The following is a 24,508-nucleotide window of genomic DNA, read 5'->3' as shown; positions in this document are numbered from 1 at the left end:
CGCGCGTTGCGGGAATTACCCGTCGAGGACGATGCCGCCGTCGCAGTCGCCGATCTCGCCGTTGACGAAGCTCGCGGCGTCAGAGGCGAAGAACAGGACCATCTGCGCGGGCTCGCTGGCCTGAGCGGCGCGGCCCAGAGGAATGCCGGCGATGATGCGCTGGGAGTTCTCGTCGGAGAGGATCGAGGTCATGTCGGTGAGGGTGAGCGACGGGCAGACGGCGTTGCAGCGAATGCCGAACTTGCCACCCTCCTTGGCAACCGCCTTGGTGAGGCCGTTGACGCCGGCCTTGGAGCTGGCATAGGCCGCGGTGCCGAGAAGGCCGCCACCGATCTTGCCGGCGACGGAGGAGACGTTGACGATGGTGCCGGCGTGAGCGGCCTTGAAGTGCGGGTAGACCGCGGACATCATCGTGAAGACGCCGTTGAGGTTGATGTTGATTGTACGGGTCCACTCAGCGTCGTCGATCTCGTCGAACTTCTTGGTGGAGATGACGCCGGCGCAGTTGATGAGCGTGTTGACGCCCGGCACCTCGGCGAAGATCTTCTCGACGGTCTCGCGGGCCTTGGGCGTGTCGGAGACGTCGAGCTGATAGAAGTAGTCGCCCTCGCCGAGCTTGGCGACAGCGGCCTCGCCCTTGTCCTTGCTGCGGGCGATTAGGACGACGTGGCCGCCGCCCTCTACGATACCCTTCGCGATCTCGTAGCCGATGCCCTGGGTGCCACCGGTCACAATCGCGGTCTTGCCAGTGAAGTCGAAGACCATGGTCTCTCCCTCTTTGGATTCCTGCGCGTCGTGGGCGGCGGAAACCCCCTCCCGGGGCTCGCGGCGTGCCTTGTCGAATGCACAATAGGCGCGAATTGTTGCAAGCGAATCTCGATGGTCGAGAACTTTGCGAACGGTCCTAATTTTTACGCGAACGGCAAACGGTAGCCACTCGTCCGTGAACGGTATGACTTGACCACGTATTTCGATACATTTGTGCTCGCATTATGGAGAGACAGCCTCTAACCTGCTACGAAAAACCTGCAAAAGGGACTGTCCCTTTTGCAGGTTTCAGGTCGCGCGCATTGGCGGAAAGTTGACAAAGGGACTGTCCCTTTGTCAACTTTTCCTTTGTCAACTTTTGAGGAGCTTGCGCTCCATGAGGGAGCCGTAGATGCCGGCGAGGGCCTGCTGGAAGAGGGTGCCCATCATGACCGGGAAGACGACCTCGCCCGGGAAGAACTGCGCCGCGATCACGGCGCCGGCGGAAATGTTGCGGATACCCACGCAGAAGCACGAGGTCACGATCCTCGAAGTGGGCCTCTTGCGCACCAGCGCCAGCCCGATGCCCAGCACGAAGCCGCACGCAGCGAAGACGAGGATGAACGCCGCGACCTCCACGAGCTCTGGCGTGAGGTGGCGCACCTGGTCGCTCATCTGCGAGGAGTTGCTCGCGATGATGATCATGAGCAGCACCTTCACGGCGGGGGACAGGGCGGGTGACAGCTTCTTGTGGCCCCAGCCGTAGGTCACGTTGTTCACGAGCATGCCGGCGATGGCAGGCAATGCGATCATGAACGCCATGTTGCTCATCATCTGCGGCACGTCAACCTGGACGTCCGCCCCCAGCAGCAGCTTGAGCGTGAAGGGAATGCTCACGGGCGAGAGCACGGTGGAGACGAGGATCGACGCGAGCGCCAGCGAGAGGTCGCCTTCATACATGCCGCACCACATGAAGCACACCACACCCACGGGCACGCAATACTCGAGCGTGACGCCAGTCACGAGGTTGGGGTTTCCGCTGAACAGCAGGCTTGCGATGAGGTGCGCCACGACGGGCATCGCAATCATGCTCACGCCGAGGATGCACAGCACGTCCTTGGGGTGGCGGAACTGCACGGCCACGCTCTTGAAGTCGTTGTTCAGAGACCCCTGGAACGTCAGGAGCGCGAACATCGCGGGGACCGCAGGCTTGAACAAGCCAAATACCTCGGGAAACAGCACACCTAGAATCACGCACGTGGGCGCGATGAACGACATGTGCGAACCGATTGCCTTGCCAAACTTGGTCCATCTATCCATGCAATAGTCCCATCTCGGAAATGTGGTGGCGCCACGCGCGGCGACCCCTGTCCGGAAATGTGGCGGCACCACGCGCGGCGACCCCTGTCCGGAAGCGCGGCGATCATACCCCGGAGGATCGGAGTCCCCCTCTTCGAAGATACCGCAGCCTCGTTTTCAAAGATAACCCTCCACATCGCCGGTATTTTCAGGCGAATAGGTGCTAATCCCACTTTCTATGGGGTATTATCTCTGAGGCTGTTTTGACAGGCAAGGTTAGGAAATCAAATGGAACACCTCCTTAACATCCGTGGCGTGAGCGCGAGCGCGGACGACAAGCCCATCCTCCACGGCGTCGACCTCGCGGTCAACGCTGGCGAGTGCCACGTCCTCATGGGACCGAACGGCGCCGGCAAGTCGACCCTCGGCCACGTCATCATGGGCGACCCCACCTACCGCACCACCTCCGGCACGATCGAGTTCGCCGGCGAGGACATCACGGACTTCTCGCCCGACAAGCGCTCGCTCGCGGGCCTCTTCCTCTCCTACCAGGCACCGGTCGAGATTTCGGGCGTGCCCCTGTATAGCTTCCTGCGCACCATCTGCCAGAAGCGCCCCGAGCTCAAGATGACGGCCAAGCAGTTCCGCCGCCGCGTCGGCGAGCTCTGCGACGAGCTCGACATGGACTCCTCCTACCTCACCCGCGAGCTCAACGTGGGCTTCTCCGGCGGCGAGAAGAAGAAGGTCGAGATGCTCCAGCTGCTGCTCCTGCAGCCCAAGCTCGCCATCCTCGACGAGACGGACTCCGGCCTCGACGTCGACGCCCTCTCCGTCGTCTCGCGCGGCATCACCGCCTACCGCGAGCAGTGCGACGGCGCCCTCCTCATCATCACGCACAACACGCGCATCCTCGAGCGCGTCGAGGTCGACCGCACCCACGTCATGGTCAAGGGTCACCTCGTCGCCGAGGGCGGCCCGGATCTCATCGCCCAGATCGACGCCAACGGCTTCGAGAGCTACGAGGCCAAAGAGGCCGCCGTCGAGCAGGCGGAGGCGTAGCGCATGTTGACCGAGGACAAGGCCCCCGTGGCCCCCGTCGACGTCACCGAGACCGGCTCCGTGCCCGGAGCGGCCCCCGAGCGCAAGCGCGCCGAGGTCGCCGACGTCGACCGCAGCATGTATGACTTCGTGAAGCCCGAGGCCGGCTACGAGCGCTTCGAAGACGGCCTCTCCGGTGACATCGTCGAGGAGATCAGCCGCAAGAAGGACGAGCCCGAGTGGATGCTCCAGATGCGCCTCAAGGCCCTCGAGACCTACGAGCGCATGGAGATGCCCAAGAACTGGGGCCCGGCCATCGGCGGCCTCGACATGAGCACCATCTCCACCTACGTCGCGAGCGGCTCCAAGCAGGTCGACTCCTGGGACGAGGTCCCGGACGACATCAAGGACACCTTCGAGCGCCTCGGCATTCCCGAGGCGGAGCGCACGAGCCTCGCCGGCGTGGGCGCCCAGTATGACTCGGAGATCGTCTATCACAACATGAAGGACGAGGTGGCAAAGTCCGGCGTGGTCTACACCACAGTGGAGGACGCCATGCACTCCGGCTACGAGGACATGATCCGCGAGCACTTCGGCACCCTCATCCCCATGACGGACCACAAGTTCGCCGCACTCCACTACGCCGTCTGGAGCGGCGGCTCGTTCGTCTACGTGCCCGCCGGCGTGAAGCTCGACTTCCCGCTCCAGAGCTACTTCCGTCTGAACGCCGCGGGAGCCGGCCAGTTCGAGCACACCCTCATCATCGTCGAGCCCGGCGCTGACCTGCACTTTATTGAGGGCTGCTCCGCGCCCAAGTACAACGTGGCCAACCTCCACGCAGGTGCCGTGGAGCTCTTCGTGGGCAAGGGCGCACGCCTGCGCTACTCCACGATCGAGAACTGGTCCAAGAACATGTACAACCTCAACACGAAGCGCGTGCGCGTGGAGGAGGACGGCAAGGTCGAGTGGGTCTCCGGCTCGTTCGGCAGCCACGTCTCCTACCTCTACCCCAGCTCGCTGCTCGTGGGTCCGCGCGCGAGCTGCGAGTTCACCGGCATCACGTTCGCCGGCGCCACGCAGAACCTCGACACCGGCTGCAAGGTGACCCTCGCCGCGCCCGACACGCGCGCCTCGGTCGACACCAAGTCTCTCTCCAAGGGCGGCGGCATCTCGACCTTCCGCAGCTCCGTCGTGGTGACGAAGAAGGCCGAGCGCGCCCGCGCCTCCGTGAGCTGCAGCTCGCTCATGCTCGACGACATCAGCCGCTCTGACACCATACCCGCGATGGACGTCCGCTGCGCCTCAGCGAGCGTCGGCCACGAGGCCACGATCGGCCGCATCTCTGACGACACGATCATGTACCTCATGAGCCGCGGCTGCTCCGAGCAGGAGGCACGCACGATGGTCGTCAACGGATTTGCCGACCCAGTCTCGAAGGAGCTGCCGCTCGAGTACGCCGTCGAGATGAACAACCTGATCAAGCTCGAGATGGAAGGGGCGATTGGTTAGATGGCGCACACCCTCACCGGCGTTGGCCTCACGCCCGCCCAGACCTGGAACTGGCTCAAGGCGAACGACACCACCCTCGTCGTGCCCGAGCCGCCCGCCGCAGACCCCATGGCCGAGGTTCCCGCCTCCGCCCGCCGCATCACCTGCGGTGCCGGCGCCGAGGCGACCCAGTGGCTCGACGCCTCCGCGACCAATCGCCGCACCATCGTCGTACCCGCCGGCACCACCGGCGAGCGCATCTCCGTCAAGGTCGACACCTCGCTCGGCAGCGTCGCCCAGACGAGCGTCTTCGTGCGCCCCGGCGCCGAGGCGTTCGTAGACGTCGTGGTCGCAGACGGCCTCGGCGCCGCGCCCAAGGCCTGCGACGAGCGCGCCCACGCCGAGGACAACGAGGCTGCTGCCCGCGAGGGCGACACCCCCGCCAAGCGCGACGACGCCCCCGTCACGAGCGGTCACGCCCTTCGCATCCACGCGGAGCAGGGCAGCCACGTCCACGTGACGCTCCTCGTCGCCGCCACCGCGGGCGAGCAGTACCTCGACAGCCTCGGCATCGTCGCCGATGACCGCGCGGAGGTCACCGTCCGCCAGTACGTGATCGGCGCCGCGACCACCGCCCTCGGCTCCACGATCGACCTTGCCGGAGACCGTTCCCGCCTCGACCTCTCTCTTCGCTACCTTGCGGGAGCGGGAGAGAAGCTCGACCTCGCCTACACCGTTCCCGTGAGGGGCATCAAGGCGCGCGCGAACCTCGACATGACGGGCGTCCTCTCGGACGACGCCAAGAAGGCCCTGCGCGCCACGATCGACCTCGTCAACGGCTGCAAGGGAGCCAAGGCCTCCGAGCAGGAGACCGTCCTCGTCTGCGGCGACGACGTCGTGAACAAGACGCTCCCCACCATCCTGTGCGACGAGGACGACGTCGAGGGCTCCCACGGCGCCGCCATCGGCACCGTGAGCCCCGAGCAGCTCGCCTACCTGCGCGACCGCGGCCTCACCGAGGACGAGGCGGAGGAGCTCTTCCGCCGCGCCATCGTCGACGACGCCGCGATCACCCTTCCCGGCGACGCTCCCGCGGCCGTCATCTCCTGGGCCGAGCGCGCGCTCGGCGGCCAGACCGCAGCAGAGATTCGTGACATGATCGAGGAGGCCTAACCATGGCAAACGTGACCGACATCCAGGCGAGCCCCTTCAAGGCGGACTTCCCCCTGCTTGCCAACAACCCCGAGCTCGTGTTCCTCGACAGCGCCGCCACCGCGCAGCGTCCGGCGGCCGTGCTCGACGCGGAGCGCAGCTTCTACGAGACGATGAACGCCAACCCGCTCCGCGGCCTCTACAAGCTCTCCGTCGACGCGACGGCCGCCATCGAGCAGGCCCGCGCCAAGGTCGCCGCCTTCGTGGGCGCCGATGACCCGGCGGAGGTCATCTTCACGCGTAACGCCAGCGAGTCGCTCAACCTCATCGCCAAGACCCTCGGCCCCACCGTCCTGCACGAGGGCGACGAGGTCTGCATCTCCATCATGGAGCACCACTCCAACCTCATCCCCTGGCAGCAGGTCTGCCGCACCTCCGGCGCCAGGCTCGTCTTCCTGCGTCCGGACGACCAGGGCGTTATCGGCCCCGAGGAGATCGCCGCCAAGATCGGCCCGAAGACCAAGATCGTCTCCGTCACGCACGTCTCCAACGTGCTGGGCGTCGAGAACCCCATCCGTGCCATCGCGGACGCCGGCCACGCGCAGGGCGCCATCGTCATCGCCGACGGCGCCCAGTCGCTGCCGCACGTCCTCGTCGACGTGAAGGAGCTCGGCGTCGACGCTTTCGCCTTCTCTGCCCACAAGCTCGGCGGCCCGATGGGCATCGGCGGCCTCTGGGCCCACCGCGAGTTGCTCGAGTCCCTCCCGCCGTTCCTCACCGGCGGCGAGATGATCGACTCCGTGACCGAGGACGGCGCCGTCTGGGCGCCCATCCCGGAGAAGTTCGAGGCCGGCACCCAGGACGCCGCGGGCATCTACGCCACCGGCGTCGCCATCGACTACATCCTCGAGCACGGTCGCACCGAGCTCGATGAGCGCGAGCGCGAGCTTGCCGCCTACCTGTGCGAGAGGCTCCAGGCCCTCCCCTACGTCAAGATCGTCGGCCCGGATGACCCGCGCGCCCACATCGGCGCGGTCTCCTTCATGGTCGACGGCATCCACCCGCACGACGTCTCGAGCCTGCTCGACACCAAGAACATCGCCATCCGCGCCGGCCACCACTGCGCCCAGCCCCTCCTCACCTGGATGGGCATCGAGAGCTGCTGCCGCGCCTCCGTTGGCTTCTACAACGACAAGACAGACGTCGACCGCCTCGTCGAGGGCCTCGACTTCGTCTGGGGGGTCTTCAATGGCTAACGTCTACAGCCGCGCGCTCATGGACCACGTGAGCAACCCTGACTACAAGTACAAGATGGAGGACGCCACCTACAGCCACGAGGGCATCAACCCCAGCTGCGGTGATGACCTCGTCCTCGACGTCCGCCTCGGCGACGACGGCACCATCGCCGAGGTCTCCTGGACGGGCAGCGGCTGCGCCGTCTCCCAGGGCTCTGCCGACATGATGAGCGACCTCATGGTTGGCGAGACGCCCGAGCACGCGCGCGAGCTCTGCCACCTCTTCGGCCGCATGATCCGCGGCGAGGAGACGGACGCCTCCGTCCTCGAAGAGCTTGACGAGGCCGCCGAGCTCGAGAGCATCTCCCACATGCCCGCGCGCGTGAAGTGCGCCGAGCTCGCCTGGCGCACTCTCGACGAGATGCTCGGCCACCCCGATAAGCTCGCCGAGGCAGCCTCCACCGAGGACGGCACGGACGAGCACGGCAACCCCCTCTCCGCCGGCGCGCGCGGAGACGAGGAGTAACCATGGCTTCCGGAATCTCCACCAAGGGCCGCTACGCCCTCCGCGTCATGGCAGACCTCGCCGCCGCTCAGGGCGAGGCCGGATGGGTCTCCCTTGGCGACATATCGCGACGCCAGGGCATCTCTCGCAAGTACCTCGAGCAGGTCATGGCGTCGCTGCACAAGGCGAAGTTCGTTGTAAGCCAGCGTGGCAAGGGCGGCGGCTACCGTCTCGCCCGAAAGCCCGAGGATTACACGCTGGGTGAGATCATCCGCGTGGCGGAGGGCAGCTCTCTGGCACCCGTCTCCTGCCTTGATTGCTCGAACGGCACGATCTGCCCTCGCACCAAGACCTGTCCCACGCTCCCCGTGTGGCAGGAGCTCGGTGCCCTCATCAGCGGATTCCTCGACAGCAAGCACCTGTCTGACATCGTTGATGACACGGACGGCGCCCTCGACGCGCTCGAGGCGCTTGGCGCGGGCCTCTGCAAGTAGGGCTCAGGCGGACACGGCGCTCGCCCACGGCGACACCTCCTGCAAATGACCCGGGTGTAGCACGGGCACGCTCTCCGCAAGCGGCTCGCCATAGCCGTAGGTGCGGCGCTCGCCCACGGCGATCCGCGCACCCAAACGCCGCCGAGACGGCTCAATCCCACAAGAACGGCCAACGGGACCCCACAGGGTCCCGTTTCTTTTACCTGAACGACTTTTCCCGGTGACACCCATGCCCGGCGGCTGACCATGCCCGGTGGCACCCATGATCAGCCTCGTTCAAATATGTATAGAATTCAGCGCACAGTGCATAGGTTCTCGGTCGCGGATTAAGCAGGCCCAAAACCGGGCGTCTCTGAGACGCAATTGGCGGGCATGGGTCTCGAGGATTGGTCAAAATCACCATCTTGGCGTACGGTCTTCGAACTCCCTGGACTCTCCTGATCGCCCCTCGTTTTTTGCCAAAACACGAAACCGCAGGTAGATTAGTTGCAGTATTTCGCAAATGAGAGCGATTTGTTCAACGAGAACCCAAGGGGCTCCAGAAGCACCCTTCGGAGCACCTTATACACGCGATTCATGGCCCCAAACGCCTCCCGAAACCAAAGAGGCGTACGCCAAGATGGGTATTTTGACCATCTCTCCAGCAATTGCCTCCGGACCGGCTTTTGACGCCAAAGACCAAAGGCCAAAAGCGAACGCGATCGAACAAAGGCCACAAGCGAACGCGATCGAAACGAAGTGGCGACGCGGTGCAGAGAGGCGTCGCCGCGAGAAGGCGTCGGTGCGCCCCGGACGAGCACCTTCACGGAAAGACGGCAACGCGGTTCGGGCAAGCCTCATCGAAACGAACCGACAGCGCGCCCCGGACGAGTGTCTCCGCAAAGAGCCAACGAGGCGCCTCGAGCGCGGACAAGCTGCAGATGCCTGACGCACTAACGTCGGCGGCAGCCCAGCCCGTTCGAGGGGCGAACAAGCCGCAAGACAAAAAGGGGCATCGACTTACGCCGATGCCCCTTGCGGGACACATTTTGCTCTACGCCCTCGGGCGCCAGCTCGCTACAGCGTCTGGTACCAGGGACTGCCGTAGACCGCGCGATAGCTCACGCCGACACTGGGGTTGCCGGCGTCGATCATCATGCCGCCGCCGATGTAGATGCCCACGTGGCCACCCCAGCAGACGATGTCGCCGGCCTGGGGATTGGACGTGGTGGTGCCACAAGCACCCTGGGCGTACGAGGTGCGCGGCAGCGAGATGCCGGCCTGGGCGTAGCAGTACTGCACGAAGCCAGAACAGTCATAGGCGTTCGGGCCGGTGGCGCCGTAGACGTAGCTGCAGCCGACCTTGCCCCACGCGGCGGAGACGATGGCGTTGCGCTGCGAGGCGGAGAGGCTGCCGCTCGCGGAGCCGGAACCGGAGTTGGAGCTGGAGCCACCGTTGTTGGTGTTGCTGTTGGTGTTGCTGTTGGAGTTCTGGTTGCCGGCGTTGGGCACGTAGTTGCCGCCGTTGTTCTCGGCCTCGCGCTCGGCCTCCCTCTGGGCGGCCTCGGCTGCTGCGGCGGCAGCGGCGCGCTCGGCCTCGAGGGCGTCCTGGACCTGCTGGTCGAGGGAGCTCACGTAGCTCTGCGCCTCGGCGACCTTGCCATCGAGCTCGGACTGCTGGGCCTTGAGGTCATCGAGGAGCTGCTGCTGCTCGGCGCGCTTCTGGTCGAGCTCGGACTGGATGTCCTTGACCTGCTGGATGATCTGGGCGTCGGAGTCGCTCACCTTGCTCGCGTAGGTGATGCGGTTGACCATGTCCTCGAAGCTCGTGGAGTCGAACAGGATGGAAACGAGCGAGACGCCGCCGGTCTTGTAGTTGGAGGCGACGCGGCGGGAGAGGGTGTCCTGGGCCTGCGCGAGCTCGGCGGTCTTCTGCTCGATCTCCGCGTTGGTGGCGTCGAGGTCCTCCTGGGTCTTGTTGACCTCCTCGCTCACACGGGAAGCCTCATCATAAAGGCCGCTGAGGTGGGAGTTGGCCTGGTCGAGCTTCGCCTGGAGCTCCGCCGGGGTGTCGGCGAGGGCGATGGTGGGAAGGCCGGTGAGAACGGTCGCGCCGAGGACGAGGCCTGCGGTCGCGCGAGCGATGGTCCGACGGAAATTCAAGGGTGTGTCCCTTCGTAGGCTACATATCAGGCGGGCTGTCCCGCGGCGCGCGGCGCGTGGAGGCAGGTTGCCCACCTTTCTGCATACCTATGATAGGGTTTCTTGTCCCCCGTGGCCAAGGCAATGTGGACGGGGGATGGAGCCGCCAGGTCACAGCGCCGCGACCGGCGAACGCCGGGCTACTCCCCCTCGCGGGCGAGAACGGCCCGATAGCCGCCAGCGGGGCCATTCAGGCACTTCGAGACGCGGCTGACCGTCGTCGATGAGGCGCCCGTGCGCTGCTGGACGGAGAGGTAGGACTCGCCGGAGTCGAGCAACCTCGCGACCTCGAGGCGCTGGGATAGGTCGGCAATTTCCTTCAGGGTGCACAGGTCGAGCAGGAAGGCCTCGACCTCCTCGGGCGTGGAAAGCTCGGCTAAGACCGAGAGGAGCTCCTGGGCGGGCTCCGTCGCCATGATCTCGGCGGCATCCATGTGACATTCCTCCCAACCAAGCCGGAGGGTGCCTTGCGCGGGCCCTCCGCGAACTCCCCAACAGCGCTTCGCACGCCGCGACTCAACGGCTGCCATCTACTTTATCGCATTAAAGCGTTTAAGGCACTCATGGAGAGACCTTGATATCAAACGTTTTTCAGAACCCGGTCCCAAGGCGGCGCGCGGCGGCTGGGTACACTACCCCCGTCATCCAAGGAGGTACGTATGGACTTCATCGCAACCTGGCTCGTCAGCGCCATCGCCGTGGGCGCGGCCATCTGGCTCACCCCCGGCATCACCGTCGTGGGCGGCGCCTATGCGGGCCCCCTCTTCACAGCGCTGTTCCTCGCCATCGTGAACGCCAGCATCAAGCCGGTGCTCAAGATCGTCGGCCTGCCGTTCACCATCCTCAGCCTTGGCCTGTTCGCGCTCGTCATCAACGCGCTCATGCTCGAGCTCGCGAGCTTCCTCTCGCGCAACATCACGCACGCAGGCATCGTCATCGATGGCTTCGGCGCGGCGTTCTTCGGAGCCATCGTCGTCTCGATCGTTACGATGGTCGTCGGCGGCATCGTCAGGTAACACTTCCCACGGAGCGCCAGGCAAGACTCTGACTCGGCCAAGCCCGGCATCCGACGCCAAGACGAGAAGGGCGTCCCGCATCGCGCGGGGCGCCCTTTCGCTTTTGGACGGCAGATGTTGAGGAGCCGCCCCGAGCGCACGCCGGCGAGGCGGGTCCGAGGCTACTGTCGATGCGCGGTGGGCCTGGGGCGGCTGTCGCTGCGCGGTGGGCCCGAGGCGCACACCGGCGCGACAGGCCCGCGGCGGCGGTGGCCACGGCGCTCGGGCTCCGCCGACGACCGACGCCCCTACCTCGACAGTTTGCCGATGACGTCCTCAATCTCGGCAAGCTTCTCGTCGCGCTCGGCATCGGTGCCGCAGTGGCAGGCACTCCTCACGCAGCCGGCGATATGGGCCTTGAGCACGATCGCGTTGGTCTTGGCGACCAGGCTCTCGATGGCCATGAGCTGGTTTGAGATGTCGATGCAGTAGCGGTCCTCCTCAACCATGCGGATCACAGCGTCGAGCTGGCCTCGCGCGGTCTTGAGGAGGTTCAGGACCGTCTTCTCGTCTGCCACCATGGCAGGCTCCTTTCGTGTGGGGCATGTCAGCGGCGCGGCGGAGGGCAACTTGCGGTCTCACCCGCGCCGCGCCACCGGAGCGGGACGCTTGGTGCACGCATCACGCGGCGGACGCATGCGAGCGGCTAGTCCTCGCTGACCTCGAGCACCTCGTAGGTGTCGCTCGCGCCCTCGATGGCGGCCCTCACAGCATCGGCGGTGACGCCGTCGGAGCACTCGACCTTGACCACGTTGGTCTCGTGATCCGCCTCGGCATCGGTCACGCCAGCGACCTTGAGCAGGGCACTCTCAACCTTGGCCTCGCAGTGGCCGCACATGATTCCCTTGGTCTTCACGGTGTAGCTCATGTTCGTTCCTCTCTCTCGTTTTCGAGACCTGAAAAAGGGACTGTCCCTTTTTCAGGTTTTAGTTCCTCGCCTTGAAGCGCGTGAGGCGGAGGGCGTTGGTGACCACGCAGACGCTCGAGAGGCTCATCGCGGCGGCGCCGAACATCGGCGAGAGCTGCCAGCCCAGGAGCGGATAGAAGACGCCCGCCGCCAGCGGGATCCCGCAGGCGTTATAGCAGAGCGCCCAGAAGAGGTCCTGCTTGATGTTGCGGATGACCGCACGCGACAGCTCGATAGCGCGCGCCACATCGAGCAGATCCGAGTGCATGAGGACGACGTCCGCGCCCTCCTTGGCGATATCCGCGCCAGCACCGATGGCCAGCCCCACGTCCGCGCGGGCGAGCGCCGGGGAGTCGTTGATGCCGTCGCCCACCATGGCGACGATGTGGCCCGCCTCCTGCAGCTCGCGAACGTGACGCTCCTTGTCCGCGGGCAGAACCTCCGCAATGACCTCGCCCTCGCCAAGGCCCACGCCACGGGCGATGGCGCGTGCCGTCGTGCGGTTATCGCCCGTCAGCATGACGGCACGCACGCCCAGCCCACGCAGCGCCGCGATGGCGTCCGCACTCGAGGGCTTCACCTGGTCCGCCACGGCGATCGTGCCCACAAGCCTGCCGTTCTTGGCGAACATGAGCGGCGTCTTACCCTCGCGGGCGAAGGCCTCGAGACGTACCTCGTCGACCTCGACGCCGAGCTCGGCCATGAGCCGAGCATTGCCCGCGGCGATCACGTTCGCGCCCTCGCGGGCGGTCACGCCCTTGCCGGGGACCGCGGCGAAGTCGCTCGCCTCGCGAGGCACGATCCCGCGCTCCCCCGCGAGCGCCATGACGGCCTCCGCGAGCGGGTGCTCCGATCCCGCCTCAAGCGTTGCCGCAAGCTTGAGCAGGGCCTTCTCGGAGATGCCATCCTCGGGCATGACGTCGGTCACGGCGGGCTTGCCCTGGGTGATCGTGCCGGTCTTGTCGAGTACCACGACGTCGACCCCGCGCAGGGTCTCGAGGGCCTCGGCGCTCTTGAACAGGATGCCCATCTCCGCGCCGCGGCCCGTGCCCACCATGATGGCGACGGGCGTGGCAAGGCCAAGCGCGCACGGACAGCTGATGACAAGCACAGCAACGGCGGAAGTTATGGCCTCGGTCACGCTGCCTGTCACCGCGAACCAGATAACGAACGTTACGACGGCGATGCCAATAACCGCGGGCACGAACATGCCCGCGACCTTGTCCGCAAGGCGAGCGATGGGCGGCTTGGTGGCGTTCGCGTCCTCCACGAGCTGCACGATCTTGGCGAGGCTCGTGTCCGCGCCCACGCGCGTAGCACGGAACGTGAACGTGCCCGTGCGGTTGATGGTCGCGGCGCTCACCGCGTCGCCTGCGCGCTTCTCGACGGGAATCGACTCGCCGGTGAGGGCGCTCTCGTCAACCGCACTCGCGCCGTCGACCACGACGCCGTCGACGGGGAGCGACTCGCCGGGACGCACACGAATGACGTCGCCCGGCTGCAGCGCCTCGGCGGCGGCTTCGCGCTCCGCACCGTCCGCGTCGACCACGTGCGCCGTCTTGGGAGCGAGGTCAATGAGCTTCTCGAGGGCGCCGCCGGTCTTGGCCTTGCTGCGCGTCTCGAGGTACTTGCCCACAGTCACGAGGGTGAGGATCGTGCCGGCGCTCTCGAGGTAGAGGTTGTCCATGGCCGTCATCATCGCAGCGTGGACGTCCGCGGCGGCGAGTTGGTCCGCCATGACGAACATCGCGAAGAGGCTCCAGCCGATGCTCGCCGTGGCGCCGATGGCGATGAGGGCGTCCATCGTGGGAGTGCGGTGCCAGAGGCTCTTGAAGCCGTTGGTGAAGTAGGCACGGTTCTCGAAGACGATGGGGATGAGCAGGAGGAGCTCCGTCAGGGCGAGCGTCATGGAGTGCGCGTGGTCAGCGAAGACGGCTGGCACGGGCCAGCCCAGCATATGCCCCATTCCCAGGTAGAAGAGCGGGACGAGAAAGACGATCGAGACGACGAGGCGACGCCTCATGGCGTCAGCCGTTGCCTCGAGCTTCGCCGTGGGGCTCTTGAGGGCAGTACGCGACGCGGGTGTGGCGGCACCAGCTCCGGATGGTGCGTTCGCTCCCGCATCCTCCGGCGCGGCGCTGTATCCCGCACGGTCGACGGCTCGGCAGATGTCCTCCGCCGAGACGGAGCCCTCGTCATAGTCAACGGTCATTGAGCCGGAAAGCAGGTTCACCGTGACGTCGCTCACGCCGGCGACGCCGCGGACGGCCTTGTCCACGTGGGCCTGGCATGCCGCGCAGGTCATGCCTCCCACCTCGAACTTCTCGTTCTTCATACGTGCCCCCCTGCGCATCTGGCAGCGGCCGGATCGCCGCTCCCGCACCGTGGTTGACAAAGGGACTGTCCCTTCGTCAACTTTTCCGCCGTAGGTGACAAAGGGACAGTCCCTTTGTCACCTGTACGCCACGGTTAACTTGGCGCTAGTATACCCCTCCCCCAGGGGGGGTGGGGAGACAATCTCACCAAGTTTCCGCCTCCCCACGGCTTTCGAGCCCACTCGTCACGCCTGACAGGACCAAACTACCTGCCCATAACCCAAAATTTACCAAAGCCAACTATTAGCGTGTGTTATTGTTAGCTCGATGTAACTTTACCAAGGCTAACTCTGCCCTCGTAGCCGACCGCTCCGTTAGCCTCGCGCGCAACGATTGGAGCGTCCCATGAAGGGCAACACCCCCTACCTCGTCGTCAATGGGCTCAAGAAGCACTACGGCGACGGCGAGGCCCGCGTCCAAGTCCTTGACGGCATCACCGCGACCGTCAATAAGGGCGAGATTTGCGTCATGCTCGGCCCCTCCGGCTCGGGCAAGTCGACCTTCCTGAACCTCATCGGCGGCCTCGAGGACGCGGACGGCGGCAGCATCTCCGTCGATGGATGCGACCTCACAACCCTCTCGAGCAAGGACCTCGGCGAGTACCGCCGCCGCGAGTTGGGCTTTGTCTTCCAGTTCTACAACCTCGTGCCTGACCTCACAATCAGGGAAAACATCGAGGTCACAGCACACCTCTCGAGCAATCCCCTGCCCATGGAGGACCTTCTGCGCTCGCTCGGCCTCTGGGAGCATCGCAACAAGTTCCCACGCCAGGTTTCCGGTGGCCAGCAGCAGCGCTGCGCCATCGGTCGCGCCCTCGTCAAGAATCCGGGCCTCATCCTTTGCGACGAGCCCACGGGCGCGCTCGACTACAAGACCTCCAAGGAGGTCCTCGAGCTCATGGAGCGCGTGAACCGCGAGTACGGTTGCACCCTCGTGATCGTGACGCACAACGCCGCCATCGCCAAGATGGCAGACCGCGTGCTGCGCCTTCGCGACGGCCGCCTGGCCTCAGACGAGGTCAACGCCTCCCCCGTGTCCGCCTCCGAGCTCGATTGGTAGGCGCACGATGACTCCCCTGGCAAGGCGGCTCCCCCGCGAGCTGCGTAACAACCTCGGCAAGTACCTCGGCATCTTCCTCCTCATGACGGGCTCGATCGCCCTCACGTCGGGCTTTTTGCTCGCGGCTCACTCCATCGGGTGCATCATCGACGGCATGCGCGACGAATACGCCATCGAGGACGGCCGCGTGACGACCTCCTTCGAGGCGACGAGCGCGCAGCTCGAGGCAGCCGAAGACGCCGCCGAAGACGTCGGTGGTGTCACGTTCTACAATGACTTCTCCATCGACGCGGCCTTCCGCAAGACCTCGGACGACGACGGCACCAAGCGGACGCTCCGCACCTACGCGCACCGCACCGAGGTCAACCTTGCATCCTACTGCGAGGGCGCGGAACCCCAGGCAGATGACGAGGTCGCCATCGACCGCGTCTTCGCCACGAACAACGAGCTCGCCGTAGGCGATACGGTCGACCTCTGCGGACGCACGTACACCATCTCGGGCATCATGACCCAGCCCGATAGCCAGGCGCTCTTCCTCAACAACTCGGACTTCACGATCAACACCATCACCTATGGCGTTGCCGAGGTCACTGACGCCGGCTTCGCCGCACTCGAGGACGCCGGCGGCGCACCAACCTACACGTACTCCTTCGCCTTCAACGATCGCGACCTCTCCGTCGCAGACCGCACCGATGCCGAGGAGGACATGGTCGACGCCCTCACGGACGCAGACGCGCGCGTGGATGACCTCATCGACGCGGATTCCAACCAGGGCATCGGCTATGCGCGCAACGACGTAGACGGCGACTCCATGATGTGGACGACGCTACTCGACATCATCATCGTGATCATGGCCTTCGTCTTCGTGGTCCTCACCGACGCCACTATCGAGGAGGAGAGCGCCATCATCGGGACGCTCCTCGCCAGCGGTTATCGCAAGCGCGAGATCGTGCTGCACTACCTAGCACTCCCCGCCGTGGTAGGCATCCTCGCCTCGATTCTGGGTTGTGCGCTCGGCGTGGCCGTCTTCACCGAGCCCATGCGCAACCTCTACTACGGCTCCTACAGCCTGCCGCCCTTCCACGTCTACTGGAGCTGGGAGATCTTCGTCATGTGCGCCGTGGTTCCCGCCGCCGCGCTCATCCTCATCACCCTCGTGGGCCTTCTCCGAAAGATAGGGAAGACGCCCTTGCAGTTCCTCCGCCACGAGGCGAGCGGCAAGGCTGGCACCAAGCGCGGCCTGCAACTGCCGGAGCGCATGGGCTTTGTCTCGCGCTTCCGCCTGCGCGTCTTCCTGCGCAACCTCGGCAACTTCGCCACGCTCTTCGTGGGCATCGCGTTCGCCTCGCTGCTTCTGCTCTTTGGCCTGGCGATCCTTCCCACGATGACGCACTACGCGGACAACCTCGAGACGAGTCTCGTGGCCGCGCACCAGTACACGCTCAAGGCCCCGCTCGAGCTCGAGGGCACGGCCAAGGAGCGCGAACAATGGGCGGCGCTCGACCGCCTGCAGTCCGTCGATGGTGCGCTCCTCACCGCCGCCGAGGATGCGGAGAACGAACTCGACGATGCGACGGACGCGGCCCAGGAGGCGGCCGAGACAGCCATGGCGTCGCCCAGTGCCGCGAGCATGCAGGCAGCCAGCGACGCGCTCGAGGAAGCGCAGGACAAAAAGGATGCCCTCTACGCGCGCCTCGACGACATCGCGGACGCCCTCGGCTGCGACCGCGACGAGGTGATCGACCTCATCGACGACGCCTCCAACATCGATACCGACAACGACGACATCCACCCCGTCAACACCACGGACAATGGCGCCGAGAAGATCGCTCAGGCCGAGAAGTACGCCGTCTACCAGCTGCAATATGACCGTGGCGAGGGCAACGGCACAGAGACCGTAACCGTCTATGGCGTCTCCCCGAACTCTCGCTACTGGAAGGACCTGGGCGTTGGCGACGGACGCGTCGTGTTCGGCGGGGGCCTCGTCGAAAAGTTTGGCTGGAAGGATGGCCAGCAGGTCAAACTCACCGACAAGTTCGAGGGAAAGGACTACGCATTCGACTACGACGGCGACTCGTGGGGCTCGAACTCTGACATGAACGCCTACATGAGCATCGACGACTTCAACGACCTCTTTGGCAATGACCCCTCGTACTTCAACGGCTATGTAAGCGACGAGGAGCTCGACCTCGACTCGCGCTACTTCGCCGGCGATACCACGCCCGACGACATGCGCGCCGTGGGCGACCAGTTCATCGGCATGATGAGCGACTTGATCGGCATGATGGTCGGCCTCTCCGTCTTCATCTTCCTCCTCTTCATGTACCTGCTGACCAAGGCCGTAATCGACCGAAGCGCTCGCTCCATCAGCTACATGAAGGTATTTGGCTACCGCGATGGAGAGATCTCCCACCTGTACATCCGCTCGATCACGCTGTGCGTGGTGGCGGCGCTCGTGCTGTCTCAGCCCGTGATCATCGGCTCGCTCACCGCGATCTTCCGCTCGATGCTGCTCGCCTACAACGGCAACATCGAGATCTACGTGCCATGGTGGTCCATCGCGGCGTGCATGGGGATCGGGTTCGCGACGTACCTCGTCGTGGCGTTCCTGCACACGCGCTCCATCAGGCGCGTCAGCCTCTCCGAGGCGCTAAAGGTCCAGGAATAGAGAACCGCCCGCACGCGGGGGCGCGAAACGAAGGAAGGGTGCCCCGCGTTTTTTGCCTGCCAAGCCCGACGTGGGCAAACGCGCGCAACGTCAGACTTCCCCGAACAGAAGGAGACCCATGGCAAGATCGGCAGAGGAGCTCAAGCAACTCTCCATCAAGGAGTTCACCGAGGCGGCAAAGGTCTACGAATCCGGCCATGCCGGCATTTACGAGATGTGTAAGGACGACTATCCGCAGATGCTCGAGGAGCTTGAGCTCGAGCCGTTCGAGGACGCGCTCGACGTGGGCTGCGGAACCGGAGCCGTCCTAGAACTGCTCCACGCCCGGTATCCCAACAAGCACCTGACTGGACTCGACCTCACACCCGGGATGATCGACGTCGCCCGGGCAAAGCAGCTCGATAACGTCAACTTTGTCGTCGGAGACGCGGAGGCGCTGCCCTTCGAGCCCCGGAGCTTCGACGCCGTGCTCTGCTCCAACAGCTTCCACCACTACCCGCATCCGGAGAGGTTCTTCGCCGAGGTGGCACGCGTCCTTCGGCCCGGCGGGCGACTGGTCCTCCGCGACTACACCTCGAACGGCGTCGCGGTCTGGCTCATGAACAACATCGAGCTACCGCTGGCCCGCCTCTTGGGCCATGGCGACGTGCGCATCCTCAAGCTATCCGAGCTACGCGCGCTCGCCGAAGGATCCGGGCTCACCCTGCTCAAGCTCGAGGCGCAGAAGGGCTTCCGCGCGCATTTGGTTGCGCGAAAGGGCTAGCGGTCCGCGCCAGGACGCTCCGCCACGCCAGGGCACGCCGTCAACGTCGCCACAAGAGCACGCCATCAAACCAGAATTGGCCACGCCAGAACGCGCCGCCACACCAGAACGCGCCGCCACACCAGGGCGCGTCATCAAACCAGAATGCGTCCACGCCAGAGCGCGACGCCAAACAGGGCGTGCCGCCACGCCAGGATGCACCATCAAACAAGAAGCGCCGTCACAAACGTGGCGGCGCGCTCTTTTTACCAGATGCCGATAACGTGCTGCATGCCCAGACTCACACAGGCGATGGCGACCCAACAGCAGGCGCCCAGCGCGATGGGCTTGCCGCCCGTTCGCACGAGCTTGACGATGTCGGTGTTGAGGCCGATTGCGCTCATTGCCATCACGATGAGGAACTTCGAAAGCGTCTTCAGCGGCGCGGTGACGGTGGCAGGCAGGGCGAACACCGTGGTCGCAAGGCTCGCGAGCACGAAGAGGCCCACGAACGTCGGGAAGGCGCGACGCAGGCTGAAGGTGCTCTTGCCCTCTCCTCCCGCACGGCGGTCGGCGCGCATCTGCCACACGGCGAGCGCGAGCGTGATCGGGATGATGGCGAGCGTCCTCGTGAGCTTGACGATAGTGGCGGCGTCAAGCGTATTGGCACCCGGGTGCATGCCGTCCCACGCGGCCGCCGCAGCCGTCACCGAGGAGGTGTCGTTGACGGCGGTACCCGCGAAGAGGCCAAAGCCCTCGTTGGTGAGGCCCAGCATGCCGCCAAGGGTGGGAAAGACGAGCGCGGCGATCACGTTGAAGAGGAAGATCACGGAGATGGCCTGGGCAACGTCCTCGTCGTCCGCGCGAATCACAGGCGCCGTCGCCGCGATGGCGGAGCCTCCGCAGATGGAGGAACCCACGCCGATGAGCGTGGCGATCTTTCCGGGCACGTGCATGGCGCGGCACATCACGAAGGAGACGACGAGGGACGTCGAGATGGTGGAGACGATCACCGGCAGGCTCGTTGCCCCCACCTTCGCGACCTGCGCGAGGTTGAGCCCAAACCCCAGGAAGACGACGGCAGCCTGAAGGACGTACTTGGACGTGAACTTGACGCCCGGCTGCAACGCCGAGACGTCGCGCCCGCGCAGCACCTGCGCCAGGAGCATGCCAAACAGGATGCCGAAGACCGGTCCTCCGACGACCTCGGCATATTGGCCGCAAATCCAAGCGACCGCGGCGATTGCCAGACAGAGCAGGAGACCTCGGGCCTTCTCGGCGAGGTTGGGAGATTCAGTCATTCATTGCCTTTCGTACGATGGCCCGTCAAACAAAGAAGCCCATTCTATCCCCGCGAGCGCCAGCAGGCGGCCACGGAGACAGAACGGGCAATATGGTTCGCGAAGCCGCCGACAGCGACGGCATGGCAGCATGCGGCCTCAGACCGGCGTCGACACAGCGGAGCCACCGCCAAGCAGGCCGCGCATCGCTACGAAGCTGCCGGCAAATAGGCCTTCGCGTTACCGAGGCTGTAGGCGATCGTCGAGCCGTTGTGCAGCAGCGACGACGTCTGAGGGGCGATGAAGCCCGTGATGCCAAGCGCCAGAAGCGCCGAGTTGGTGAGCATCACCTTCGAGTAGGAGCTCGTCAGGCGGTCGATGAGGCCCTGGCTCATCCTGCGCAGGCGCACGATCGCGGCGAGGTCCGTGTCCGCCAGGATGATGTCGGCGACCTCCTTGGCGATGTCGCTTCCACCGCCCATCGCAAGGCCCACGTCTGCCAGGCCAAGCGCCGGAGAGTCGTTGACGCCATCGCCCACCATGGCGACGTGGCGCCCCTCACGCTTGATGCGCTCGACGTAGGCGTACTTGTCCTCGGGCAGAAGCTCCGCGGCGTACTCGTCGACGCCAGCCTCGCGAGCGATGCGCCTGGCCGTGCGCTCGGAGTCTCCCGTGAGCATCACGACATGCTTGACGCCAAGCGCATGCAGCTCGGCGATGGCCTCCTTGACGCCGGGCTTGAGCGGGTCCTCGATGCCAAGCACTCCCACAACCTCGCCGTCTACGGCAAGGTACAGAGGCGAGAAGCCCTGCATCTCAGACTCGACCCTCTCCCGCGCCTCAGAATCCATGAGGACGTGCTCGTCCTCGAACACGAAGTGCGCTGAGCCGATCACCGCTCGCCTTCCCTCGATCGAGGAGGCGATGCCGTGCGCGACGATGTACTCAACCGCAGCGTGACGCTCGCGATGCTCGAGGCCGCGCGCCTTGGCGGCGTTGACGACGGCGCGCGCCACCGGGTGTGGGAAGTGCTCCTCCAGGCAGGCGGAGAAGCGCAAGACGTCGTCCTCGCTCCAACCGTCGGTCGCGAACACGCGGGCGAGCCTAGGCTGCGCCTCGGTGAGCGTACCGGTCTTGTCGAACACGATGGTGTCCGCCTTGGCGAACGACTCGAAGTACTTGGCGCCCTTGACCATGACGCCCATCTTGGCCGCGTCGCTCATGGCCGTCATGACGGCGACGGAGCCCGTAAGCTTGAGCGCGCACGAATAGTCGACCATGAGCGCGGCAGAAGTCTTGACGAGGCTACGCGTCGTGAGGGCGACGAGGCCCGCGAGCAGGAAGTTCCAGGGAACGATCTTGTTCGCCAGCTCCTCCATATGCGACTGCCCCTCTGACTTGAGGGAATCGGCCGTCTGGACGAGCGAGACGATCGAGCGCAGCTTGGTCTTGGCTGTGTTGGCACGCACGCGCACGAGGATACTGCCATCCTCCACGACGGTACCCGCAAACACGTCGTCACCCACGGAGCGCTCGACGGCAAGTGGCTCGCCGGTGAGGGTCGCCTGGTTGACCATGGCACTCCCCCGCTCGACCACGCCGTCGATGGAGATGGACATGCCGGTGCGAACGGCCACGAGGTCGCCGGGCTCGAGCTCCGTCGCAGGAACGCTCACCTCGGTGTCGCCCTCGACCTTCTGCGCCTTGTCGGGCACGTCAAGCAGGGAGTTGATGAGCTCGTTTTCGCTCATGGCACGCGTGTAGTCCTCGAGCAGCTCGCCGACGTTCAGCAGGAACATCGTCTGCCCAGCCGTGTTGACGTCGCGCTTCACGAACGAGATGCCAATGGCGGAGGCATCGAGCACGGGCACCGTCAGGCGAGGCTGAGCCAGCTCGTGCAGGGCGGCGCGCAGGAAGGCCATATAGCCCACCACGACGAACACGGCTCGCAGCGGGGTCGGCAGGAACCACCGACGCGCGTAATGGGCGCCAACGAGCGTCGCCAGGTCCATGACGAGCTTGTGCTTGCGCGGTTCGAGTTGAATCGCATAGCCGGACTTCGCCTCGGCGATCGCCTGCGCATCGATCGTGCGAAGGACATCGAGCACGTCCGCGCGGCGAGGCGCGTCATACTCGATCGCCATCTGCCCGATACGGCCGTATACCCGGACCTTCGTGACGCCCTTGATATCCGTACTCAGCTTTATGAGAGCGTCGAGGTCCCCTTCTGGCACAGGACCCGCCAACTGTAGGCGGGTCCTGCCGGGGATCTCGCTGATAACCGAGAATCTCATAGTTGTGTCAGCGCGCTACTCGGCGGCCTCATCCGTAGCGGCGTCAGGCTCGCTCGCGGTGATGTACGACGCCTTGGCGACCATGTCGTCGACCTCGGCCTTCGCCTGCTCGACCATATCCTGGTAGTCGCTCTTGATACGCATGCCGCACGCGATGCCCTGCACGCACGCGTTCTTGACCGGTTCGCTCTTGAGCAGCTTGATGCCGGCCGTGCCAAGCAGGAAGCCGCCGCCGACGAGCAGGGTGTTATACGTGGACTTCTTCATGTTGCCTCTCCTTTTCGCACATCTTTGAGATGAGACGCCCCGAGCCCAAGCAGATAAGTAAGCCTAGGCACACTTGCAACTAGCAAGTTTAGTTCCACTAACTTTAAGAGACAACCTTGGGAAACTTTTTGGAAATCTAACGACGCGTCACAGGCACCAGGACGAGGCTTCCTTCTGCAGTGACAGCATGTGCGCGAACTCGCCACCTGTGGCCTTGAGCTCGGCGGGCGTGCCCTGCTCGACGACAATGCCATCCTTCAGGACCACGATCTTGTCCGCGTTCTCGACTGTGCGCATGCGATGCGCGATCACGATGACGGTCTTACCCGCGAGTAGGCGGGAGAGCGCCCCCTGCACCACGGTCTCATTCTCGACGTCAAGGCTCGCCGTCGCCTCGTCCAGAAGGACGATAGGAGCATCCTTGAGCAGGGCTCGGGCGATGGAGATGCGCTGGCGTTCGCCACCGGAGAGCTTGGAGCCGTTCTCGCCAATCATGGTGTCATACCCCTGGGGCATGCGGGACACGAACTCGTCGCAGTTGGCAGCACGCGCGGCGGCTAGGACCTCCTCGTCGGTGGCGTCGCGGCGTCCGAGGCGAATGTTGCCCATCACCGTGTCGTCGAAGAGCAGCACGTCCTGGAAAACGATCGCATAGTCGCGCAGGAGAACCTCGGGGTCAACGCTTGCCACGTCCACGCCACCCACGGTCACCTTGCCGGAAGTGGCGTCCCAGAAGCGGGCCGCCAGGCGGCTCACGGTGGACTTGCCAGAACCGGACGGTCCCACAAGCGCCGTGACCTCGCCCTCCTTGGCAGTGAAGCTCACGTCCGTGAGCACCCGCTCGCCAGCGCGGCCGTCCTCGCCTGCGCCATAGCCAAATGCCACGTGATCGAACACCACATCGTGGCCCACGGGCTCAAATTTCTCGCTGCCCTGCGCCACAGGCTCTTCCATGATGGAGCGCATGCGCTTGGCGGAGGACTCGGCGGCGAACAGCTCGGAGACGAGCATGAGGGCCTGGTCGAACGGCGCGTAGATGCGGCTCACCATGAGCAGGAAGGCAAACACCACCAAAAAGTCGACCTGCCCGGAGGCGACCATCGCGGCGCCCGTGACGAGCGTCGTGGCGATCCCCAGGCGCAGGATGGCAAAGGCAGAGTTGACGAGAAGCCCGTTGACGAGCTCGCCCTTGGTGGTCTCGCGCTCCTCGCGGTCGATCACGCCGGCGAGGCCCTCGAGGTAGTACGCCTCCTGGTTGGTGGCGCGAATCTCGCGCACGCAGTCGAGGGTCTCCTGGATGGCCTCGGTGACCTTGACCTTCTCGGCACGAACGCGGTCGAACACCGGCGTCATGGGGCCACGGGTGAGATACAGGACGGCAAACGCCACAGGCACGCTCCAAAACGCCGCAATCGCCAGCTGCCAGCAAAAGAAGAGCGACCCCACGAACACAATGGCGCTTGCGATGATGGCGCCCCAAAGCTCTCCCAGCACGTGGCTGTAGGCGTGCTCCATGGCCTGGACGTCACCCATGATGGTCTCGGTGAGGTCCGCGAGGTCACGACGGCCGAAGAACGAGAGCGGGAGCTTGCGCAAGCGCTCGGCAATCTCCATACGCTGCTTGCCGCACTCCTCGTAAAAGATACAGTAGGTGTAGTAATACTGCTGCCAGTTAGAGGCAAAGAGCAGCACGAAAAAGACCAGGAGGCCGCCCACGATCGG

General features: G+C 65.1%; 21 protein-coding genes. 10 read left to right on the top strand and 11 right to left on the bottom strand.

From position 1 onward, the window contains the following. Window positions 1-15: 15 nt before the first annotated feature. Both Q0H23_RS01175 and Q0H23_RS01170 read right to left on the bottom strand, forming a co-directional pair. Window positions 16-765: an SDR family NAD(P)-dependent oxidoreductase gene (locus Q0H23_RS01175; RefSeq protein ID WP_293834829.1), complete on the bottom strand. Its 750-nt coding sequence runs from the start codon at window positions 763-765 to the stop codon at window positions 16-18. 354 nt (window positions 766-1,119) lie between these two features. Next, on the bottom strand, window positions 1,120-2,067 hold the full coding sequence (locus Q0H23_RS01170) for a bile acid:sodium symporter family protein (RefSeq protein WP_293834827.1): 948 nt from the start codon (window positions 2,065-2,067) through the stop codon (window positions 1,120-1,122). A 267-nt stretch (window positions 2,068-2,334) separates the two neighbouring features. Here Q0H23_RS01170 and sufC point away from each other — a divergent pair, with 267 nt between their 5' ends. From sufC to Q0H23_RS01140, 6 genes are all read left to right on the top strand, one after another. Then, on the top strand, window positions 2,335-3,105 hold the full coding sequence (gene sufC / locus Q0H23_RS01165) for a Fe-S cluster assembly ATPase SufC (RefSeq protein WP_293834825.1): 771 nt from the start codon (window positions 2,335-2,337) through the stop codon (window positions 3,103-3,105). Window positions 3,106-3,222: 117 nt separating this feature from the next. Then, window positions 3,223-4,593 carry a Fe-S cluster assembly protein SufB gene (gene sufB / locus Q0H23_RS01160; RefSeq protein WP_293815844.1) on the top strand — a complete coding sequence of 457 codons (1,371 nt, stop codon included), beginning with the start codon at window positions 3,223-3,225 and terminating at the stop codon, window positions 4,591-4,593. Further along, entirely contained in the window at window positions 4,594-5,745 is a 1,152-nt protein-coding gene (locus tag Q0H23_RS01155) for a SufD family Fe-S cluster assembly protein (protein WP_293834823.1), read from the top strand. A gap of 2 nt (window positions 5,746-5,747) precedes the next feature. Beyond that, complete coding sequence (locus tag Q0H23_RS01150) at window positions 5,748-6,980, top strand: SufS family cysteine desulfurase (RefSeq protein ID WP_293834821.1); 1,233 nt, start codon at window positions 5,748-5,750, stop codon at window positions 6,978-6,980. Next, entirely contained in the window at window positions 6,973-7,485 is a 513-nt protein-coding gene (gene sufU / locus Q0H23_RS01145) for a Fe-S cluster assembly sulfur transfer protein SufU (RefSeq protein WP_293834820.1), read from the top strand. Before Q0H23_RS01150 ends, sufU begins: the two co-directional genes overlap by 8 nt. Window positions 7,486-7,487: 2 nt before the next feature. Next, window positions 7,488-7,958 (top strand): RrF2 family transcriptional regulator, encoded by a 471-nt coding sequence (locus tag Q0H23_RS01140; protein ID WP_293815805.1) that lies wholly within the window; start codon window positions 7,488-7,490, stop codon window positions 7,956-7,958. Window positions 7,959-9,014: 1,056 nt separating this feature from the next. Here the strand turns inward: Q0H23_RS01140 and Q0H23_RS01135 are convergent. Both Q0H23_RS01135 and Q0H23_RS01130 read right to left on the bottom strand, forming a co-directional pair. Beyond that, window positions 9,015-10,100, bottom strand: a complete 1,086-nt coding sequence (locus Q0H23_RS01135; protein ID WP_293834818.1) for a C40 family peptidase — start codon at window positions 10,098-10,100, stop codon at window positions 9,015-9,017. A 179-nt stretch (window positions 10,101-10,279) separates the two neighbouring features. Continuing rightward, window positions 10,280-10,555, bottom strand: a complete 276-nt coding sequence (locus Q0H23_RS01130) for a YerC/YecD family TrpR-related protein (RefSeq protein WP_293815842.1) — start codon at window positions 10,553-10,555, stop codon at window positions 10,280-10,282. 243 nt (window positions 10,556-10,798) lie between these two features. On the opposite strand from Q0H23_RS01130, the gene Q0H23_RS01125 reads away from it, so the two are divergent. Continuing rightward, entirely contained in the window at window positions 10,799-11,155 is a 357-nt protein-coding gene (locus Q0H23_RS01125; RefSeq protein ID WP_293834816.1) for a phage holin family protein, read from the top strand. A 287-nt stretch (window positions 11,156-11,442) separates the two neighbouring features. On the opposite strand, the gene Q0H23_RS01120 is transcribed toward Q0H23_RS01125, so the two are convergent. The 3 genes from Q0H23_RS01120 to Q0H23_RS01110 all read right to left on the bottom strand — a co-directional run bounded on the left by Q0H23_RS01120 (window position 11,443) and on the right by Q0H23_RS01110 (window position 14,436). Beyond that, a complete protein-coding gene (locus tag Q0H23_RS01120) occupies window positions 11,443-11,715 on the bottom strand; it encodes a metal-sensing transcriptional repressor (RefSeq protein ID WP_293834814.1) in 273 nt (90 codons plus the stop codon). 125 nt (window positions 11,716-11,840) lie between these two features. Continuing rightward, a complete protein-coding gene (locus Q0H23_RS01115) occupies window positions 11,841-12,062 on the bottom strand; it encodes a heavy metal-associated domain-containing protein (protein WP_293834811.1) in 222 nt (73 codons plus the stop codon). 58 nt (window positions 12,063-12,120) lie between these two features. Beyond that, window positions 12,121-14,436, bottom strand: coding sequence for a heavy metal translocating P-type ATPase (locus Q0H23_RS01110; protein WP_293834808.1), 2,316 nt, complete (start codon window positions 14,434-14,436; stop codon window positions 12,121-12,123). Between the two features lie 385 nt (window positions 14,437-14,821). Here Q0H23_RS01110 and Q0H23_RS01105 point away from each other — a divergent pair, with 385 nt between their 5' ends. The 3 genes from Q0H23_RS01105 (at window position 14,822) to Q0H23_RS01095 (ending at window position 18,966) form a co-directional block, all read left to right on the top strand. Next, window positions 14,822-15,535, top strand: a complete 714-nt coding sequence (locus tag Q0H23_RS01105) for an ABC transporter ATP-binding protein (protein ID WP_293834805.1) — start codon at window positions 14,822-14,824, stop codon at window positions 15,533-15,535. Window positions 15,536-15,542: 7 nt separating this feature from the next. After that, window positions 15,543-18,203 (top strand): FtsX-like permease family protein, encoded by a 2,661-nt coding sequence (locus Q0H23_RS01100; protein WP_293834802.1) that lies wholly within the window; start codon window positions 15,543-15,545, stop codon window positions 18,201-18,203. A gap of 118 nt (window positions 18,204-18,321) precedes the next feature. Further along, window positions 18,322-18,966, top strand: coding sequence for a class I SAM-dependent methyltransferase (locus Q0H23_RS01095; protein WP_293834798.1), 645 nt, complete (start codon window positions 18,322-18,324; stop codon window positions 18,964-18,966). 245 nt (window positions 18,967-19,211) lie between these two features. Here the strand turns inward: Q0H23_RS01095 and Q0H23_RS01090 are convergent, their stop codons facing one another. From Q0H23_RS01090 to Q0H23_RS01075, 4 genes are all read right to left on the bottom strand, one after another. Continuing rightward, a complete protein-coding gene (locus tag Q0H23_RS01090; protein ID WP_293834795.1) occupies window positions 19,212-20,246 on the bottom strand; it encodes a YeiH family protein in 1,035 nt (344 codons plus the stop codon). Window positions 20,247-20,434: 188 nt separating this feature from the next. Further along, window positions 20,435-22,459: a heavy metal translocating P-type ATPase gene (locus Q0H23_RS01085; RefSeq protein ID WP_293834791.1), complete on the bottom strand. Its 2,025-nt coding sequence runs from the start codon at window positions 22,457-22,459 to the stop codon at window positions 20,435-20,437. Window positions 22,460-22,534: 75 nt separating this feature from the next. Further along, the gene (locus Q0H23_RS01080; protein WP_293824791.1) at window positions 22,535-22,786 is read right to left on the bottom strand and encodes a DUF6110 family protein; all 252 of its coding nucleotides are present in this window, start codon (window positions 22,784-22,786) and stop codon (window positions 22,535-22,537) included. 147 nt (window positions 22,787-22,933) lie between these two features. Further along, window positions 22,934-24,508, bottom strand: a 1,575-nt coding sequence (locus Q0H23_RS01075) for an ABC transporter ATP-binding protein (RefSeq protein ID WP_293834789.1), incomplete at its 5' end; no start/stop codon positions are given.

It is taken from the genome of uncultured Parolsenella sp., from assembly GCF_934660935.1.
In the GTDB taxonomy this organism is placed as follows: Bacteria; Actinomycetota; Coriobacteriia; order Coriobacteriales; family Atopobiaceae; genus Parolsenella.
Note: the sequence above shows the minus strand (reverse complement) of the source record. Positions and strands in the feature narration are given on the sequence as shown.

Bases quoted from the DNA above. Each gene is read 5' to 3' on its own strand.
- Q0H23_RS01080 (WP_293824791.1), bottom strand. From the start codon at position 22,786: ATGAAGAAGTCCACGTATAACACCCTGCTCGTCGGCGGCGGCTTCCTG.
- Q0H23_RS01155 (WP_293834823.1), top strand. From the start codon at position 4,594: ATGGCGCACACCCTCACCGGCGTTGGCCTCACGCCCGCCCAGACCTGG.
- Q0H23_RS01170 (WP_293834827.1), bottom strand. From the start codon at position 2,067: ATGGATAGATGGACCAAGTTTGGCAAGGCAATCGGTTCGCACATGTCG.
- Q0H23_RS01110 (WP_293834808.1), bottom strand. From the start codon at position 14,436: ATGAAGAACGAGAAGTTCGAGGTGGGAGGCATGACCTGCGCGGCATGC.
- Q0H23_RS01130 (WP_293815842.1), bottom strand. From the start codon at position 10,555: ATGGCGACGGAGCCCGCCCAGGAGCTCCTCTCGGTCTTAGCCGAGCTT.
- Q0H23_RS01125 (WP_293834816.1), top strand. From the start codon at position 10,799: ATGGACTTCATCGCAACCTGGCTCGTCAGCGCCATCGCCGTGGGCGCG.
- Q0H23_RS01090 (WP_293834795.1), bottom strand. From the start codon at position 20,246: ATGACTGAATCTCCCAACCTCGCCGAGAAGGCCCGAGGTCTCCTGCTC.
- Q0H23_RS01175 (WP_293834829.1), bottom strand. From the start codon at position 765: ATGGTCTTCGACTTCACTGGCAAGACCGCGATTGTGACCGGTGGCACC.
- Q0H23_RS01115 (WP_293834811.1), bottom strand. From the start codon at position 12,062: ATGAGCTACACCGTGAAGACCAAGGGAATCATGTGCGGCCACTGCGAG.
- Q0H23_RS01120 (WP_293834814.1), bottom strand. From the start codon at position 11,715: ATGGTGGCAGACGAGAAGACGGTCCTGAACCTCCTCAAGACCGCGCGA.
- sufU (WP_293834820.1), top strand. From the start codon at position 6,973: ATGGCTAACGTCTACAGCCGCGCGCTCATGGACCACGTGAGCAACCCT.
- Q0H23_RS01105 (WP_293834805.1), top strand. From the start codon at position 14,822: ATGAAGGGCAACACCCCCTACCTCGTCGTCAATGGGCTCAAGAAGCAC.
- Q0H23_RS01140 (WP_293815805.1), top strand. From the start codon at position 7,488: ATGGCTTCCGGAATCTCCACCAAGGGCCGCTACGCCCTCCGCGTCATG.
- sufB (WP_293815844.1), top strand. From the start codon at position 3,223: ATGTATGACTTCGTGAAGCCCGAGGCCGGCTACGAGCGCTTCGAAGAC.
- Q0H23_RS01100 (WP_293834802.1), top strand. From the start codon at position 15,543: ATGACTCCCCTGGCAAGGCGGCTCCCCCGCGAGCTGCGTAACAACCTC.
- sufC (WP_293834825.1), top strand. From the start codon at position 2,335: ATGGAACACCTCCTTAACATCCGTGGCGTGAGCGCGAGCGCGGACGAC.
- Q0H23_RS01150 (WP_293834821.1), top strand. From the start codon at position 5,748: ATGGCAAACGTGACCGACATCCAGGCGAGCCCCTTCAAGGCGGACTTC.
- Q0H23_RS01095 (WP_293834798.1), top strand. From the start codon at position 18,322: ATGGCAAGATCGGCAGAGGAGCTCAAGCAACTCTCCATCAAGGAGTTC.